Source organism: Streptosporangiales bacterium (assembly GCA_009379825.1).
Lineage (GTDB): Bacteria > Actinomycetota > Actinomycetes > Streptosporangiales > WHST01 > WHST01.
On the sequence record WHTA01000099.1, the window covers coordinates 1 to 16,786 of the forward strand.

General features: G+C 71.5%; 15 protein-coding genes and 1 pseudogene. 5 read left to right on the forward strand and 11 right to left on the reverse strand.

Annotation, left to right across the window (positions count from 1 at the left end; genetic code table 11):
* Positions 1-145: 145 nt before the first annotated feature.
* Both larC and larB read right to left on the reverse strand, forming a co-directional pair.
* Positions 146-1,285, reverse strand: a complete 1,140-nt coding sequence (gene larC, locus GEV07_27840; protein MQA06369.1) for a nickel pincer cofactor biosynthesis protein LarC — start codon at positions 1,283-1,285, stop codon at positions 146-148.
* Positions 1,286-1,343: 58 nt separating this feature from the next.
* Positions 1,344-2,117: a nickel pincer cofactor biosynthesis protein LarB gene (larB, locus tag GEV07_27845; GenBank protein ID MQA06370.1), complete on the reverse strand. Its 774-nt coding sequence runs from the start codon at positions 2,115-2,117 to the stop codon at positions 1,344-1,346.
* 59 nt (positions 2,118-2,176) lie between these two features.
* Between larB and pheA the strand changes: the two genes are divergently transcribed.
* Genes pheA through GEV07_27860 form a run of 3 tightly spaced genes read left to right on the forward strand, consistent with a single transcriptional unit; the run spans position 2,177 to position 5,300 of the window.
* Positions 2,177-3,124, forward strand: coding sequence for a prephenate dehydratase (gene pheA, locus GEV07_27850; GenBank protein ID MQA06371.1), 948 nt, complete (start codon positions 2,177-2,179; stop codon positions 3,122-3,124).
* Positions 3,125-3,182: 58 nt separating this feature from the next.
* Entirely contained in the window at positions 3,183-4,448 is a 1,266-nt protein-coding gene (gene serS / locus GEV07_27855; protein MQA06372.1) for a serine--tRNA ligase, read from the forward strand.
* Between the two features lie 39 nt (positions 4,449-4,487).
* Positions 4,488-5,300, forward strand: a complete 813-nt coding sequence (locus tag GEV07_27860; GenBank protein MQA06373.1) for a hypothetical protein — start codon at positions 4,488-4,490, stop codon at positions 5,298-5,300.
* 6 nt (positions 5,301-5,306) lie between these two features.
* Here GEV07_27860 and GEV07_27865 read toward each other — a convergent pair whose 3' ends face one another.
* From GEV07_27865 to GEV07_27895, 7 genes are read right to left on the reverse strand one after another with little or no spacing between them, the layout of a single operon-like run.
* Positions 5,307-6,104 carry an enoyl-CoA hydratase gene (locus tag GEV07_27865; GenBank protein ID MQA06374.1) on the reverse strand — a complete coding sequence of 266 codons (798 nt, stop codon included), beginning with the start codon at positions 6,102-6,104 and terminating at the stop codon, positions 5,307-5,309.
* Positions 6,101-6,838, reverse strand: a complete 738-nt coding sequence (locus GEV07_27870; protein ID MQA06375.1) for a hypothetical protein — start codon at positions 6,836-6,838, stop codon at positions 6,101-6,103. Before GEV07_27870 ends, GEV07_27865 begins: the two co-directional genes overlap by 4 nt.
* On the reverse strand, positions 6,835-8,223 hold the full coding sequence (locus GEV07_27875) for an amidase (protein ID MQA06376.1): 1,389 nt from the start codon (positions 8,221-8,223) through the stop codon (positions 6,835-6,837). The genes GEV07_27870 and GEV07_27875 overlap by 4 nt, the downstream gene beginning before the upstream one ends.
* Positions 8,216-8,986: an SDR family oxidoreductase gene (locus tag GEV07_27880; protein MQA06377.1), complete on the reverse strand. Its 771-nt coding sequence runs from the start codon at positions 8,984-8,986 to the stop codon at positions 8,216-8,218. Before GEV07_27880 ends, GEV07_27875 begins: the two co-directional genes overlap by 8 nt.
* Positions 8,967-9,980, reverse strand: coding sequence for an LLM class flavin-dependent oxidoreductase (locus GEV07_27885; protein ID MQA06378.1), 1,014 nt, complete (start codon positions 9,978-9,980; stop codon positions 8,967-8,969). Before GEV07_27885 ends, GEV07_27880 begins: the two co-directional genes overlap by 20 nt.
* On the reverse strand, positions 9,977-10,777 hold the full coding sequence (locus GEV07_27890) for an alpha/beta fold hydrolase (GenBank protein ID MQA06379.1): 801 nt from the start codon (positions 10,775-10,777) through the stop codon (positions 9,977-9,979). The genes GEV07_27885 and GEV07_27890 overlap by 4 nt, the downstream gene beginning before the upstream one ends.
* 13 nt (positions 10,778-10,790) lie before the next feature.
* Positions 10,791-12,590 carry an AMP-binding protein gene (locus GEV07_27895; protein ID MQA06380.1) on the reverse strand — a complete coding sequence of 600 codons (1,800 nt, stop codon included), beginning with the start codon at positions 12,588-12,590 and terminating at the stop codon, positions 10,791-10,793.
* Between GEV07_27895 and GEV07_27900 the strand changes: the two genes are divergently transcribed.
* Both GEV07_27900 and GEV07_27905 read left to right on the forward strand, forming a co-directional pair.
* Positions 12,541-13,155 (forward strand): TetR family transcriptional regulator, encoded by a 615-nt coding sequence (locus GEV07_27900; protein ID MQA06381.1) that lies wholly within the window; start codon positions 12,541-12,543, stop codon positions 13,153-13,155. The genes GEV07_27895 and GEV07_27900 overlap by 50 nt on opposite strands.
* A gap of 165 nt (positions 13,156-13,320) precedes the next feature.
* Positions 13,321-14,745: an MFS transporter gene (locus tag GEV07_27905; GenBank protein ID MQA06382.1), complete on the forward strand. Its 1,425-nt coding sequence runs from the start codon at positions 13,321-13,323 to the stop codon at positions 14,743-14,745.
* Positions 14,746-15,547: 802 nt separating this feature from the next.
* On the opposite strand, the gene GEV07_27910 is transcribed toward GEV07_27905, so the two are convergent.
* Together GEV07_27910 and GEV07_27915 are read right to left on the reverse strand one after the other, a co-directional pair.
* Positions 15,548-16,381, reverse strand: coding sequence for an ABC transporter permease subunit (locus tag GEV07_27910; GenBank protein MQA06383.1), 834 nt, complete (start codon positions 16,379-16,381; stop codon positions 15,548-15,550).
* Positions 16,378-16,647, reverse strand: a pseudogene (locus GEV07_27915) (sugar ABC transporter permease). The gene GEV07_27910 and the pseudogene GEV07_27915 overlap by 4 nt, the downstream one beginning before the upstream one ends.
* Positions 16,648-16,786: the final 139 nt, after the last annotated feature.

Below are 16,786 nucleotides of genomic sequence, written 5' to 3' on the forward strand. Positions count from 1 at the left end.
CAAGCACCCTCAACCCCGGCCCCCTGCCACCGGCCGAGGACCGACCACCACCACAACAACACCACCCGCACCGCAGCCAGCACAGCCCTCACCAGCAAGCACCCTCAACCCCGGCCCCCTGCCACCGGCCGAGGACCGACCGCCGCTACGGCAGCAGCGCCTGCGCGGCGGCCGTTGCCGCGGCGAGCACGGCCTTCACCGGCCGGCGCAGGTGGCCGGCGGCGGCGACGACGTCGTCGTACTCCGGCTGGACGTTGACCACCGCGCCGTCGACCGTCGCGACCTTTACCCGTACCGGCTCGCCCTGCACGTCGACCGTACGCACCTCCCGGTCGAGCGCCTGCTTGCCGACGACGGTCTCGCGGATGCCGATGGTGGACGTCTCCGCGTACATCGCGGCGCGCACAGCCGCCGCGTCGGCGGCGGCCACCAGCACCGACAGGGTGTGCGCAGGCCGGCCCTTCTTCATCACGATCGGCGTCAGCCAGGCGTCGGACGCGCCCGCCTGCAGCAGCCGGGCGAGCACGTCCGGCCACAGCCGGGGGTCGAGGTCGTCGACGTTCGCGGCGAGCAGCAGGTCGGTGGACGCCGCGCCGTCGCCGTGCGCGGCCGGCTCACCGAGCACGAGGCGCAGCACGTTGGGCACCTCGGCGAGGTCGCGGCCGCCGGCGCCGAGGCCGACCCGGCGCACCCGCATGGTCGGCAACGGCCCCCAGCTCGTCGCCGCCGCGGCCAGCAGCGCCGCGCCGGTGGGCGTGGTGCGTTCGGCGGCCACCGCACCTCCGTACACCGGTGCCTGCGCCTCGCCCAGCACGGCGAGCGCGGCCGGCGCGGGCAGCGGGATGCCGCCGTGGCTGCCCTTCGTGGTGCCGGACCCCAGCGGCACCGCCGACACCCACACCTGGTCGAGGCCGAGCGCGTGCAGCCCGGCGCTGGCACCGACCACATCGGCGATCGAGTCGAGCGCGCCGACCTCGTGGAAGTGCACCTCGTCGACGGGGATGCCGTGCGCCGCCGCCTCCGCGCGGGCGAGCCGGGCGAACGCGTCCAGCGCCCGGTCCCGTACGGGCGGCGCAAGTACGGCCGTCTCGAGCAGCGCGCGGACGTCCGCCCACGTGCGGGTGACATGCGACTCGCTGACGCCGACGTGCACCTTGGTGGCGGTGAGGCCGTGCCTGTGCACCTGCTCGCTAGTGAGGGTGACGGGTTCGACGCCGATCGCGTCCACGGCCTCCTGCACGGCGTCGAGCGGCACCCCGGCGTCGACGAGCGCGCCGAGCATCATGTCGCCGCTGGCACCGCCCACGCAGTCGAACCAACCGATCAACGCGCCACCCCTCCGGTCACGACCCGGCGCGACGGGCCACCCGGGAGGCGAACACGCCGGCGCCGAAGCCGTTGTCGATGTTGCACACCACTACGCCGGGCGCGCACGAGTTGAGCATGGCGAGCAGCGCCGCCAGGCCGCCGAACGACGCCCCGTAACCCACCGAGGTGGGGACGGCCACCAGCGGCACGCCGACCAACCCGCCGACCACGCTCGGCAGCGCGCCCTCCATGCCCGCCACCACGATCAGGCAGTCGGCCCGGTCCAGCCGGTGCCGCTCCGCGAGCAGCCGGTGGATACCCGCGACGCCTACGTCGTCGATCCGGTCGACGGACGTGCCGAAGGCGCCCGCGACGAACGCCGCCTCGCGCGCCACCGGCAGGTCGCTCGTACCCGCGCAGACCACCGCGGTGTGCCCGCGCGGCTCCGGCGGCGTGCCGATCCGCGCGCAACGGCCGACGTCGTCCACCTCGGCAGCCGGGAAGGCGGCCCGCACCGCGGCCGCGCCTTCGCCGGTCAGCCTGGTGACGACCGCAGGCCGGTCACCAGGCTGCGACGCGAGCGCCCGCAGCAGGCCGACGATCTGCTCCGGCGTCTTGCCCGCGCCGTACACCACCTCGGGATCCCCGGTACGCAGCGCGCGGTGGGTGTCCAGCCGCGCGTAGCCGAGGTCGGTGAAGCCGTCGCCATGCGCCAGCGGCCCGTCGGCCAGCCGCGCCACGCCCTCGTCGACCGGCACCTCGCCCGCGGCAACCGCCGCGAGCAGTGCCCGCACCTCGTCTCGGTCCACGCTGAGCAATCTATGCCAACCGGTGTGCCGGCTGGCGGGGGCGCTAGGCTGCCAGTGTCATGCCTGGAGTCCCACCTGCCCGGTACGCGTACCTCGGGCCAGCAGGAACATTCACCGAAGAGGCGCTGCGGCACGTACCCGCGGCGTCCGGCAGCACGCCCGAGCTCGAGCCGTGCACCACGGTGCCGGCCGCGCTCGACGCCGTACGCCGCGGCGACGCGACCGCCGCCGTGGTGCCGATCGAGAACTCCGTCGAGGGCGCGGTGTCCGCGACCCTGGACGAGCTGGCCACCGGCGAGCCGTTGGTCATCACCCGCGAGGTGCTGCTGCCGATCAGGTTCGTGCTCGCCGCCCGCCACGACACGTCGCTGGACAAGGTCGGCGTGCTCGCGACGCACCCGCACGCCGCCGCCCAGTGCCGCGGCTGGCTCGCCGAGCACCTGCCGGACGTCCAGGTGATCCCCTCGTCGTCGACCGCCGCCGCGGCGGCCGACGTGGCCGGCGGCGAGGGCTACGACGCCGCGGTGGCCTCACCGCTTGCCGTCGAGCACTACGGGCTGGACGTGCTCGCCGACAACATCGGCGACCGTACGGACGCGGTCACCAGGTTCGTGTTGGTCAGCCGGCCGTCCGCCGCCGCCCTCACGGCCACCGGCGCCGACCGTACGTCGCTCGCCGCGTTCATCAGGGACGACCACCCCGGTGCGCTGCTCGAGATCCTCACCGAGTTCTCCGTGCGCGGGGTGAACCTCACCCGCATCGACTCGCGGCCGACCGGCAACGGGCACGGCAGGTACTGCTTCTCCATCGACTGCGAGGGCCACGTGCTCGACCACCGGGTGGGCGAGGCACTTTCTGCGCTGCGCCGGATCTGCGCGGACGTGCGCTACCTGGGCAGCTACCCGCGCGCCGACAACACGCCGCCGACCGTCCGCGGCGGCACCACGGACGCGGACTACCGCGACGCCGCCGCCTGGCTGACCCAGATCCGCACCGGCAGGCTCTGACCGCGGCGACGGGTAAACCGGTGCGGTGATCATCGCCGGGCGCGAGTACGCTCGATCCGTGATCGACCCGAGACTGCTACGCGAAGAACCCGACCTCGTGCGCGCCTCGCAGCGCGCCCGCGGCGAGGACGAGACGCTCGTCGACTCGTACCTGGCCGCCGACGAACGCCGCCGCGCCTCCATCGCGCGCTTCGAGTCGCTGCGCGCAGAGCAGAAGTCGTCCGGCAAGGCGGTCTCGAAGGCGTCCGGGGACGAGCGCGACGCGTTGCTCGCGAAGGCCAAGGACCTCGCCGCACAGGTGAAGCAGGCGGAGGCGGACCAGAACGCCGCCGAGGCGGAAGCGGCCGCGCTCATGCGCAAGCTGTCCAACGTGATCGAGGACGGCGCACCCGTCGGCGGCGAGGACGACTACGTCGTGATCGAGGAAATCGGTGACCGCACCGAGTTCGACTTCGAGCCGCGCGACCATCTGGAGCTCGGCGAGCTGCTCGGCGCGATCGACACCGAGCGCGGCGCGAAGGTGTCTGGCGCCCGGTTCTACTACCTCAAGGGCGTCGGCGCGGAACTCCAGCAGGCACTGCTGTTCCTCGCACTTCGTACGGCCGTGGAGAACGGCTTCACGCCGATGATCCCGCCGGTGCTCGTCAAGCCAGAGGTGATGGAGGGCACCGGATTCCTCGGCGAGCACTCCGCCGAGGTCTACCACCTGGAGACCGAGGACCTCTACCTCGTCGGCACCTCCGAGGTGCCGCTCGCCGGGTACCACATGGACGAGATCCTCGACTGCGGCCCGCTGCCGATGCGCTACGCCGGCTGGTCGAGCTGCTTCCGCAGGGAGGCCGGCTCGTACGGCAAGGACACCCGCGGCATCATCCGTGTGCACCAGTTCGACAAGCTGGAGATGTTCTCGTACTGCCGTCCCGACGACGCGCACGAAGAGCACAAGCGGCTGCTCGGTTTCGAGAAGCAGATGCTGGCGAATGTCGAGCTGCCGTACCGGGTGATCGACGTCGCCGCCGGCGACCTCGGGGCGTCCGCGGCACGCAAGTACGACTGCGAGGCGTGGGTGCCGACGCAGGGCAGGTACCGCGAGGTGACGTCCACGTCGAACTGCACGCAGTTCCAGTCGCGGCGGCTGAACGAGCGCTACCGCGGCGAGGACGGCAAGCCGGCGTACCTGGCCACGCTGAACGGCACGCTCGCCACCACCCGCTGGCTCGTCGCGATCCTGGAGAACCACCAGCGCGAGGACGGCTCGGTGTACGTGCCGCAGGCACTGCGCCCGTACCTCGGCAACCGTGACGTGCTCAAGCCGCAGACCTGATCGGCCCCATGCGGCACCGGCCGCTGTTACCGTGACGCGATGACGTCCGCATCGCGTGAGCCTTACGGGTTCTACGCGTTCGTCCGCCCCTGGGTGCGCTCCGTCCGGCTGGAGCCAGGCGGCCCACTCGCCGACGTGCAGGGGCTGACGGCGTTGGTCACGTTACACCGCGACACGCCGCGGGTGGAACAGTTCCATGCCCGGATCTCCGACCCGGACGGTGACTGGCGGCGGGAGGCCGCGTTCGCACAACGACCTGACGTACGTGGCATCCACACCGCCATCCAGAGCACAGATGAGCCGCTGGCCGACCCACTGCGCAACCAAGAGCTGATGGAACGCTTCACCCACCAGCTCAGCGAGCGGTACGGCGTCAACTACGCGCTCGTCGAGTCGGGCGGCAACCGACCGAACGAGCGACACCCGAGCGGTGGCGCGAAACCCGGGTCGATCCTGGTCGCGTACGGGACTCCGGATACCACCGAGACCATCGGGATTGTGCAAGGCATCGAGTCGAGTCTGGACAACCTCGAAGACGGTCAGCGACAAGCCGCCGGGCCGCTTGCGGCCCACCTGGCCGGCGGCCAGGACAAGTTCCGCATCGAGGTCGTCGAGGGCACGCCGAACAGGGATGCGCTACAGCAACAGCTCAACGGCGTCGTCGCGCGCGCCGGCGACGTCTACAAGGCGGTGAAGGACTCCCCGGTGCCGACCGCACACGTGTACGCCAACCGCGACGCACGGCAACAGCGGGAGCGCACCGAGGCCAGGAGGAACCGGTCCCGCACCGACCCGACCGCCAGAGAGCACCGACAGGGACGTGCAGCCGACCCGAGGGGGCCGGGCGGCTGACCCGCGTCAGCCGAAGCTCGCGTAGCCGTTCTTGAGCACGCTCGTGTCGGCGACGGCGGCGTCGAACACCACCGTGCCGTTGCCTGCCGGCGCCGACGAGACGGTGAGCTCGTCGCCCGGTAGCACCGGGGCGGCGAGCCGCGCGTCGACGGCACGTACGTCGGCGGGGTGTGCGCCGACCGCGCCTGCGGCCAGCCGGGTGGCGACGGCCAGCGTGCACAGGCCGTGCAGGATCGGCCGGCCGAAGCCGTAGCCGTGCGCCACCTCAGGGTCGACGTGCACCGGGTGGTCGTCACCCGTCAGTCGGTAGAGCACCGCCTGCTCGGGGCTGGTGGCGAAGCGGGTCGCGGTGGCCGGTCCGGTCGGCTCCGGCGGGCTCCCCGATGCGCCGCGCTCACCGCCCCAGCCGCCGAGGCCGGGCAGGAAGATGGCGTACGTACTGGTGAACCACTCGCTGTCCACCCGGATGTCGACGAGCGCGGCCTTGCCCTTGTCCCACACCGCATCCACGGTCGCGGACATCTCCACCTTCGCCTGCTTCGGCAGCGGCCGGTGCAGCACCGTCCGCTGCGCGGCGTGCAGCGACGTCATCCGGTCATACGCGCCGAGGTCGCCGGCGGCTTCGACGGCCCACAGCCCGAGGGTGAGCCCGAACGTCGGCAGCACCCGCAGGTCGCGTTCGTAGACCAGATCGAGCTGGTCGGCCGGCGCACCTGTCGCGACCGCGTAGAGCAGCGCGTCGCGCTCGTCGTACGAGACGGTGCGAGTACCCAGCGAAGTACCGGCGAGTTCAGCGACCTTCATCCGTTCCTGCCTTCCCGAATCGTCCGCAGTGCATCCAGTCGGTCCGGCGACGCCAACAGATCACGGCGTGCCAGGTGTGCCTCCGTCAGGTCGGCGCCGTCGTCCAGGTCGACGAGCAGCTCCTTCACTGCGGCGACCACGGTCGGCGGCAGCTGCGCCATCCGCTGCGCGAGCTCGGTCGCGGCGGACACCGCGGAACCCGTCGGCACCACCTCGGCGACCAGTCCGCCGGCGCGCGCCTGGCTCGCGTCGAGCTGCTCGCCGAGCAGCAGCCGCACGAGCGTCGCGCGCGGCAACCTGGCGGCCCAGCGCCGGACGGCGTCCGGGTTGTACATGATGCCCAGCCGGACGGCCGGCACCTCGAACGTCGCGGACGCACCGGCGAGCACCACGTCGCAGCCGAGCACGACGTCGACGGCCGCTCCCCGGCAGGGGCCCTCGACCGCCGCGACGGTGAGCGCACGTGCGTGCGTGAGCTCGTGCACCGCTTCCGCGATCGCGTCGTCGACCGCCTCGTCCGCAGCGGTGCCGGTCAGCTCGGTCAGGTCCGCGCCGGCGCTGAACGCCGTGCCCGCACCGCTGAGCACCACCGCGTTGACCCCGTCCGCCTTGGTACGCAACGCATCGCGCAACTCGGCCAGCCGCGCACGCGACAACGGGTTGCGGCGCGCCGGCTCGTCCAGCACCAGGTGCACGTACCCGTCGGCGACCTCGACTCGTACGCCTGCGCTCATGCCGGCTCCGCGAGCAGGGAACCGGGCCAGTGTGCGGACAGCGCGGTGGCGTCGAAGGCCAGCGCCTCCTCCAGGTCCTCGGCGACGTCGAGCAGCAGTGCCTCGCCGCCGGGTGCGGCGACGAGCTGCACGCCGACCGGCAGGCCGTCGACGAGACCACAGGGCAGCGTCACGGCCGACGTGCCGGCCACGTTGAACGGCGAGGTGTAAGGGAACGCACCCCACAACCGCCGCACCCGCTGCCCGTCCACGGTGCCGGGGCGCTCGCCGAGCGGGAACGCCGGCATCGCGACCGTGGGGCACACCACGACGTCCACGGTGTCGAAGAACTCCCGCACCCGCGCGCGGAACAACGGGAGCTCGGCGATCGCCGTCTCGACCGCGGCCGGGGTCAGGCTCCGACCCGCCTGCAGCGACCGGCGGGCGTACTCGGTCAGCCGCTGCGGGTCGATGTCGAGCAGGTGCCCGCGTTCGCGGTGTTCCTCGGCGAGCACGAGCGGCGAGAAGATCGACTCCCAGCCGGCCAGCGGCACGTCGACCTCACCGACCCGGTGCCCGACGTCGCCGAGCAGCTGCGCCGCGCGGGTCACCTCGGCAAGCACCGCGGGTTCGACCGGTGCGTCGTCCGGGCGAGGGCACCAGCCGACGCGCAGCCCGGTGCGACCGCGCTGGACGTCGTACGTACGGTCCGCGAGCACCTCGAGGAGCAGCCTGGCGTCGGCGACCGTACGTGCCAGCGGGCCGGCGCTGGCGAAGTCGCTCATCGTCGCGAAGCCGCGTTCGTCCGGACAGAGACCCGGCGTGGGCTTCACCCCGACCAGCCCGGTGAACGCGGCGGGAACCCTGATCGAGCCGCCGCCGTCGGAGCCCAACGCGGCGTTGGCCATGCCGGCTCCCACCGCCGCCGCCGAGCCGCCGCTCGACCCGCCGGACGTACGCGCCGGGTCCCACGGGTTCGCGGTGTCCGGCCCGAGCAGGTTGTCGGTGGTCGCGGACTGGCAGAACTCAGGCGTGTTCGTCTTACCGACGAACAGTGCGCCAGCCGCCCGCAGCCGGCGCGGCGCACCGGAGTCGTGCTTGGCCACCTGCCCGGCGAAGAACGTGGACCCGCACGTGGTGACGGCGCCCGCGACGTGGAACGCGTCCTTGATGGCCAGCGGCACGCCGAGCAGCGGGCCGCTGCCGCCCCTCGCGTACTCCGCCGCCGCGGTCTCGGCCTGGGCGAGCAGCTCACCTTCGAGCACCGCGAGGTACGCGTGCAGCGTACCGTCGTAGCGCCCGATCCGGTGCAGCGTGTCCTTGGCCACCTCGACCGGACCGAGCTCCCCGGCGCGGTACGCCGCGAGCAGCTCGGTGACCGACCAGAACAGCGGCGACTCAGACATGCGGCGCCACGCCGCCACTGACGCCGTAGACCTCACCGGTGACGTAGCCCGAGTCCTGGCCGGCGAGGAACGACACGAGCGCCGCGACGTCGTCCGGGGTGCCCACACGACCCACCCGCGACCGGTTCTCGGCGTACCCCGTGAAGAAGCTGTCCGGGTAGATCTTGCGCAGGAACTCGTTGTAGATCAGGCCGGGCGCGACGGCGTTCACCCGTACGCCGTGCCGGCCGTTCTCCGCAGCGGCCACGCGGGTGAGCGCGAGCACGCCCGCCTTCGCCGCGGAGTACGCGGCGCCGTGCTCCTCCGAGGTCTCCCAGGCCGCGATCGACGAGATGTTCACGATCGAGCCTGAGCCGCGCTCGATCATGTGCGGCAGCACCTGGCGCATGCAGTGGAACGTACCGCTGAGGTCGACGTCGAGGCAGCGCTGCCAGGTCTCCGCGGACATCTCCGCCACCGGCTCGATCTTGCTCCAGCCGGCGTTGTTCACCAGCACGTCGATCCGCCCGCACACGCCGACGACGTCCGCGACGACTTGCTCGACCCGCGCGACGTCCGTGACGTCGAGCGGGTACGCGGGGACCGGCCGGCCGAACTCCTCGCTCAGCCGTACGGCGAACTCGCCGCAGCGCCGTTCGTGTGCGTCGGTGACGACGACCTGCATGCCGTCGCGTGCCAGCCGGCGGGCCACGGCCGCGCCGATGCCCGCGCCGGCCGCCGCCGTCACCAGCGCTACCGGAGTTTCAGCCACGGACTCCTCCAACCGTTGCGGCCGGGATCACCCGTTCCGCGATCTCCGCCATCCGCCGCTTCCTGCCACCGGACAGCAGGGCGAACGTGATCCTGTCCACGTCGAGCGCGAGCAGCTCGCGCAGCCGCGCCGCACACGTCGGCACGTCGCCCGCGATGGCGACGGTCTTGACGAACTCGTCGGTGACGACGGCCTTGTGGTCGGCGTGCCGCGAGAGGTGGTCCACCAGGTGGTAGCCGGCCGCGGCGTCGGCGAACTGCGGCCGGAACCGCTCCCACGACGGCGGCAGGTGCTTCCACACGTGCATGGTGGCGGCCTGGCTGGTCGCCCAGGCGCGTACGTCACCGAGCGCCTGCTGCTCGTCGTCGACGCTCATGGTGACGAACAGGTCGACGGTGAGCTCGCTGCGGTCACGCCCGGCCCGCGCCAGCCCCTCCTCGAGGTACTGCAGCTGCCAGGCGCAGACCTCCGGGTCTGCGACGCCCATCAGCACCGCACCGTCGGCCTTCTCGCCGGCCAGCCGCAGCATGCCGGGCTGCGACACGGCGATGTAGATCGGCAGCTGCCGGCGCGCGGTCGCCAGCTGCACGCTGGTGCCGTACAGGTCGACCTCCTCGCCGGTCATCAGCGTACGCAGCTCGTCGATGCCACGGCGCAGGTCGCCCAGCTTCGACGGCGGCATGCCCGCACCGTGCGTCGCCGACCAGCCCGCGCCGATGCCAAGCATGGCCTTGCCGTCGGTGAGCTCGTCGATGGCGGTCATCGCGTTCGCCGTGACGGTGGGATGCCTGGTGCCCAGGTTCGTGACCGCCGGCCCGATGTGCATGGACGACGTCGCGGTCGCGGCGAGCGTCATCGCCGTGTAGACGTCCTTCATGCCGAGCTGGAAGTCGATGTACCACAGGGCGTCGAACGCGTGCCGCTCCGCTTCGGCGGCCAGCGCCGAGACGTTGTGCAGGGGTTCGCGTGGGCTGACCCCCATGGACAGTCCCCATCGGTGCGTCACGTACCGGCTCCTTCCGCCAACAGCTCACGTAGCAGGTCGGTGACCAACGCGGGTTGGTCGACGTTCATCAGGTGCCCCGCGCCGGGGACCTCGTGGTACGTCGCCGCGGGTAGCGCGTCGAGCAGGATGTCCGCCGCTTTGCGTGGGCAGAACGAGTCCGCGTCGGCGCCGACCACCGCCACCGGGCTCTGCACGTTCGCCAGTTCCTCGGTGAGCGGCTGCGCACGCAGGCCGGCCATCGCCCTGGCCGCGTTGACGTACCCCGCGCCCGACCCGATCGCCGCGACCCTGGCCGACACCAGCGCGTCCACATCGACGTCGGTGACGAGCGCGGCGGCGGTGTCGGACGTCGTCGCGTCGCGGATCTCCGCGGCGTCGCCGCGTTCGACCAACGCGATCCGCTCGCCGTAGAACTCCACGGCCGCCCGCCCGACGATCGGCGACGTGCCGAGCACGATCGCCGACCGCACCAGGTCCGGCCGGTCGAGCGCCGCGCGCAGCACGACCGTGCCGCCGAGCGAGAAGCCCACGCACACCGCTGGCCCGGTCAACGCGTCCAGCACGCCGACCAGGTCACCGCCGAGCTGGGCGAGCGTGCCGCCGGCGGCGCCGACCGTGGTCTCGCCGTGCCCCCGCAGGTCGACGCTCACCGTGCGGAAACCGGTGAGCTCGCGTTGCTGCACCGCCCAGCTGGCCCGGTCCTCGGCCAGCCCGTGCACGAACACCACCGGCGGGCCCGCACCCTGCTCGGTGTACGCGACGGTGATATCGCCAACTGGCTGCTTGCCGTCGGTCATTCAGTTTCTCCGGTCACGCAGCGCCTCCGGTCAGCGTCTTCTTCAGGTCCAGCTTCTTGATCTTGCCCGCCGCCGTACGCGGCATCTCGTCGACCGTGAACAACTGCTCCGGCCACTGTCGACGCGACAACCCGTACTCGTCCACCCAGCGACAGACGTCGTCCAGGCTCAGCGTCGCACCGTCGGTGCTCACCACCGCGCCGAGCCGCTCGCCGAGCCGGTCGTCCGGCACGCCGATCACCGCGACGCTGCGCACGTGCGGGTGGGCGGCCAGCGCGTCCTCGATCGGCAGTGGCGAGATGTTCACCCCGCCGCGGATGATCAGGTCCTTCAGCCGACCGGTGACCCGCAGGTAGCCGTCCTCGCCGACGGTGGCGAGGTCGCCGGTGCGGAAGTAGCCATCGTCGGTGAGCAGGTCGTCGAAGAGGTCGTCCTGGCCGACGTAGCCGAGGCAGACGCCGGGGCCACGCATCGCCAGCTCGCCCTCCTCGCCGGGCTGCGCGGTACGGCCGGACGCGGTGACTATCCGCAACTCCAGCCCGGGCAGCGGCAGGCCCGCAGTGCTCGTACGCAGCTCCGCCGGGCTGTCCGGCCGGCAGGTGGTGACACCGCCTTCGGTCATGCCCCACAGCACGGAGAACAGCGTGCCGGGCGACTCCGCCTCCGCTGCCGTCACCAGGGTCGGCGGCACCGGCGCGCCGCCGCACAGGAACGTACGCAGCGCGCCGAACCGGGTGCCCGCAGGCGCGTCCGCGTGCACCAGGTCGGTGAGGAACGGTGTCGCTGCGGCGGTGAACGCGCACCGGTGCTCGCCGAGCAGCCGTGCGGCCAGCTGCGGGTCCCACTTGTCCTGCACGATCAGTGGCGCGCCGGTCCACAGGGCCAGCCGGCCGCCGTGCCAGGCGCCGACGCTGTGCCCGAGCGGCGACGGCATGAACAGCGCGTCCTCGGCACCCAGCGAGAACCGTTCGGCGAACGCCGCGTTCACCGCGCCTAGCGTCTGCTCCGAGTGCGCGACGCACTTCGGCCGCCCGGTCGTGCTCGACGTGAACATCACGTGGTCCACCCCCGCAGGCGCAGGGCGGCCCGCCGGCCGGCCGGGCGCCAGGCACTGCCACTCGCCGGCGGCGTCCACCACCAGCACGGCCGCCGAGCTCGCCGACTCCGCCACGGCCGTGCTGGCCAGCTCGGCCAGCGCTCCGCTCTGGCTGACCACGGCGGCGGGCTCGACCGAGCCGACGATGTACGTCAACGTGTCCAGGTCGGTCTTGACCGGCAGGCTCGCCGGCACCGCGCCGAGCCGCAGGCAGGCCAGCAGCAGCACCTGCCACTCGACCACGTTCGGCAGGTGCATCAGCACCACCGACCGGGCGGCCACGCCGTACCTGCCGAGCTCGTCGGCCAGGGCACCGCTGTCCGCCCACAGGCGTGCGTGCGTACGCCGGCTGCCCCGGTCATCCAGCACGGCCAGCCCGTCCGGGTTCCGCCGGACGGTGGTCTCGTACCTGGTCAGCGCCGTCCGCTCGCTCCACCAGCCGGCCGCCACGTACCGCTGCGGGTCGTGTTGCGGCGTCCGGCGCCACGGAAGGGCGGTCGATGTCGAGGTCATCACGTCACTCTCCCTTCCGCCTTCGGCATCGTCGCGGAGCGGCCCTGACAAAGTCAAGAGAGTGACATCGCTTTTTCTTAATGTCGATGTCACCGTCGCCGCGGCCAGATAGCATGTGCGCGACGAGGCGGCGACGCACGGAGAGGAGCCGCGGGTGCCGGCGGTCCCCACCACCCCGAAGGGGTTGAAGACCCGGGAGCACATCCTGCAGGCGGCGCGGGCGGTCTTCGCCAGGTCCGGGTTCGTCGCGGCGCGGATGAGCGACGTCGCCGAGGAGGCACAGCTGTCGCTCGGCGGGCTGTACCGCTACTTCACCAACAAGGAGAACCTGTTCGCCGAGCTCATCGCGGACATCCACGACGAGCTCTACCAGGCCAGCCGCGCCCCGGACTACGACCTCGCCGCCGAGCCGCGCGCCGCACTGTACGAGGCGAACCGCGGTTATCTGCAGCACTACTACGACAACCGCGACGTGATGCGCGCGTTCATCGAGTCCGCCACCGTGGAGACCCGGTTCCGCGACATCTGGTGGCAGATGCGCAACAGGCACATCGACCGGTTCGTGCACGCGCTCGCCAAGGCACAGCCGGACCGCGACGCCACCGACCCCGACACCAGGCTCGCCGCGGAGGCGATGGCCTGCCTGGTCGAGCACTCCGCGTACGTCTGGTTCGCCCACGAGGCCATGCACGACCCGGTGGACATCCAGGCGGCCACCGCGACCCTGACGGACACCTGGTACCGCACCTTCTTCGCCGACAGTCACTGACCGCTTCTGCGCCGACGGTCACTGACCGCTTCTGCGCCGACGGTCACTGACCGCGCATCCACCACCTCCCGACGTAAGCGACGTCATCATTGCAAAAAAGCGATGTCACTGTCTTGACGCGATCGGGTCCGCGGGCTGAAGATGCTTGCGACTTGGGAGGCGAGCATGACCGACCACGCACCGCCCGACGGCCAGCACGGCCGCGACACCAACCGCCGACGTGCCAGGACCGCCATGACCGGAGCCTGGCTGGCGTTCTACGTCGACCTCTTCGACATCTACCTGCCGATCGTCGCGCTGGCGCCGGCGATGGCGTACTTCGTGCCCGAGACGATGAGCGAGGGCGGCACCGCGCTCACCACCGGGGCGATCTTCGCCGCCACGCTGCTCGGCCGGCCGGTGGGCGCGTTCCTGTTCGGCCGCCTCGCCGACACCGTGGGCCGGCGGCGGACGACGTTGATCGCGGTCGGCGGCGCCGGTGTGCTGACGCTGCTGATGGCGGCCCTGCCCGGGTACCAGGTGGTCGGTGCGCTCGCGCCGGCCATGTTCGTGCTGTTGCGGTTCGTCGGCGGCATCTTCCTCGGCGGCGAGTACACGGCGGCCAACCCGCTGGCCATGGAGTCCGCACCGAAGCACAAGCGCGGCCTCTACGGCGGGCTGATCAACTCCGGCTTCCCGCTGGCGAACGCGTCGGTGTCGCTGATCACGCTGTTCCTGCTCTGGGTGGTGCCTGCGGGCGCGGTCGGTTCGCCGTACGTGCAGTGGGGCTGGCGGATCCCGTTCGTGCTCGGCGCGCTGCTGTCGTTCGGCCTGGTCTGGTACTACCGGCACTCGGTCACGGAGTCGGAGATCTTCCGTACGGCGAAGACGACGAAGACGCCCATCAAGACGCTGTTCTCCCGCGGCAACCTGCCGAGCTTCCTCCAGGTCTTCCTGCTGATGTCCGGCTTCTGGCTGTCGCTGCAGCCGGCGAGCGCCGCGCTGCCCGCGCTGCTCGGCGGATCCGTGGGTGGCCTGTCGAGCACCCAGACCTCGCTGGTGCTCGCCTGCTCGTTCCTGCTGCTCGCGCCCGCCCAGGTGGCCTCCGGGGTGCTCAGCCAGAAGATCGGCCGGCGCAGGTTCATGATCGCCGCGGGTGTGACGATCACCGTCGGCGCGGCGATCGCCCACATCGCCCTGGTGCGGCTGGCGGCGACCGGGCCCGGTGCCGCGTTCGCGCTCACCGCGGCGCTCATCATCCTGGTCATCGGCCCGTGGGGTGTGCTGCCGTCGTACATCAACGAGCGGTTCCGCACCGGCGTGCGCGCGTCGGGCTACGGTCTCGCGTACAGCACGGCGGTCATCCTGCCGTCGTTCTACGCGTTCTACCAGGCGGGGCTCGCCATCACGATGCCGTTCGAGTACACGGGTGTGGTGCTCGTGGTCGTCGGCGGGCTGCTGGTGTTGGTCGGCGGCGCGCTCGGCCCGGAGACCCGCGACGTCGACATGAGCGACCCACAACTCAACGCACCGACGGAGACCGCCGCCTTCCACGCGCTGACCACGGATCCACCGCTACAACGGGACCTACGCCCACGGCGGCGGTGCTAACTTGCCAACGTGTCCTCCGCCACCCCAGAACGCCGCGGCGGCGTCGCCTTCCTCTACCAGTGGGAGTCACCCGGTCGCGATCGCACGACCCTCGGGCTGTCCGCCGTCGTCACCAGGTTCGGCACCGAGCTGGCGGAGGACCACGCGCATGCGGAGCGGCTGGACCTGATACCGGCTGCGGGAGCGCCAGATGGCCAAGAACTCCGGCGTGCTGGGGTTCCACGTCGCCGTCCACGAGTTCGCTCCCGGCCACCCCAGCCGTGACGAACGCAACGCCGCACAACAGGACCTGATCCGACAGCTGATCGACCAGATCGACACGACCTACGGGCCTACCACGTATCAACGGCACCACTTCGCCGGCGAGCGCGAACCGATCGAGTACTACCCCAGGCCCGGTGGTCGGGGAACGGCGTCCGTGACCCCGTCGCGCACCTTGCACACGGCGTCGCTCTACCTGATGGACTCGGCCAGGAGCGCCCTCAGCGCACTGGGCAACGGCAACAGGGTCGCAGAGGCGGGCAGCTACCTCGCCTCGTTCACCGCCGGTGGCCCGGAGAAGCTACACGTCTCTGTCGCACCGAACTCCGCCCGCAAGGACGTACTCACCGTCCAGCTCGATGGCGCCGCGGCAGCTGCCACCGTGTCACCCGGGTGGCAGGTGAGTCCCCGGCACGGCCTCGACCTGCCGCGAGCCGAGTCACGCCGCTACGGCGTGCAGCAGCCGCGGGCCACGACGCGCCACCAGCACGAGGACGGGCGTCCCGGAGCACGGCTCGCGCGGCAACACCCGCTAAGCCCCTTACTTCACCGCGCCCATGGACAGGCCGCGGACGAGCTGCTTCTGTGCGATCCAGCCGGCGATGATCACCGGCAGCGACGCGAGCGTGGCGGCGGCGGACAGCTGCGCGAAGTACTGGCCCTTGGTGGTGATGAAGCCGACAAGAAACACCGGCACGGTGGCCGCGTTCGACGCGGTCAGGTTGACCGCGAAGAAGAACTCGTTCCACGAGAAGATCAGGCAGATCAACGCCGTGGCGGCCAGCCCGGGCGCGATCACCGGCAGCACGATCTGCCACATGGTGCGCCACTGCCCGGCACCGTCAACCGCCGCGGCCTCCACGATGGCTTCAGGCACCTCGAGGAAGAACGACCGCATCATCCACACGGCGATCGGCAGGTTGATCGCCGTGTAGAGGATTACCAGGGTCCATACGTTGTCGACCATGTTCAGCGCCTGCGCCGCGACGTACAGCGGCACGATGACCGCGGCGACCGGGAGCATCTTCGTGGAGATGAAGAAGAACAACACGTCCTGGGTCTTCTTCACCGGCCGCATCGACAGCGCGTACGCCGCCGGCGTGGCCAGCAGCACGACGAGCACGGTCGACATCAGCGTCGCGAACGCGGAGTTCGCCAGGTACGGCGCGACGCCGCGTTCGAACACCCCGGCGAACTGCTCGAGCGTCGGCGCGAACACCACTCGTGGCACGTCGGTGTAGGCGTCCTTCTCCTGCTTGAACGCGGTCAGCACCATCCAGAGCACAGGAAAGAAGAAGCCGAGCGCGACGATCCACGTGACGGCGGTGAGCAGACCGGCTTTGCCCGAGCGGCGGCCCACGACAGCGGTACTCATCGGAAGTCCTCCACCCGGAAGCTCTTGAACAGCAGGCGTAGCGCGAACGTGGCGACGATGATGGTGCCGATCACCACCACCACGCCGAGTGCGGCCGCCTGCCCGACGTCGAAACCGAGGAACGCCCGCTGGTACAGGTAGAAGGGCAGGTTCGTGCTCGCCGTGCCTGGCCCGCCCTGGGTCATCATGTAGATGGTGTCGAACGTGTTGACCACGTAGATCGCGCCGAGCAGCACACCAAGCTCGATGTACCTGCGCAGGTGTGGCTGCCTAATGTGTTTGTCAAGCGGCGTTGGCCGTGTTGCTCGGGTAGCCGGTTCGGTAGGGCTTGCGGGTGCGCAGCAGGGCGTTGATGCGGCGTCTGGCCAGGGTGATGAGGGCTTGGTGGTGTCGTTTGCCTTCGGC

Coding starts and splice junctions, on each gene's coding strand:
- larC (MQA06369.1), bottom strand. CDS start 1,285: ATGATGCTCGGCGCGCTCGTCGACGCCGGGGTGCCGCTCGACGCCGTG.
- pheA (MQA06371.1), top strand. CDS start 2,177: ATGCCTGGAGTCCCACCTGCCCGGTACGCGTACCTCGGGCCAGCAGGA.
- GEV07_27860 (MQA06373.1), top strand. CDS start 4,488: ATGACGTCCGCATCGCGTGAGCCTTACGGGTTCTACGCGTTCGTCCGC.
- GEV07_27865 (MQA06374.1), bottom strand. CDS start 6,104: ATGAAGGTCGCTGAACTCGCCGGTACTTCGCTGGGTACTCGCACCGTC.
- GEV07_27870 (MQA06375.1), bottom strand. CDS start 6,838: ATGAGCGCAGGCGTACGAGTCGAGGTCGCCGACGGGTACGTGCACCTG.
- GEV07_27875 (MQA06376.1), bottom strand. CDS start 8,223: ATGTCTGAGTCGCCGCTGTTCTGGTCGGTCACCGAGCTGCTCGCGGCG.
- GEV07_27890 (MQA06379.1), bottom strand. CDS start 10,777: ATGACCGACGGCAAGCAGCCAGTTGGCGATATCACCGTCGCGTACACC.
- GEV07_27895 (MQA06380.1), bottom strand. CDS start 12,590: ATGTGCTCCCGGGTCTTCAACCCCTTCGGGGTGGTGGGGACCGCCGGC.
- GEV07_27905 (MQA06382.1), top strand. CDS start 13,321: ATGACCGACCACGCACCGCCCGACGGCCAGCACGGCCGCGACACCAAC.
- GEV07_27910 (MQA06383.1), bottom strand. CDS start 16,381: ATGAGTACCGCTGTCGTGGGCCGCCGCTCGGGCAAAGCCGGTCTGCTC.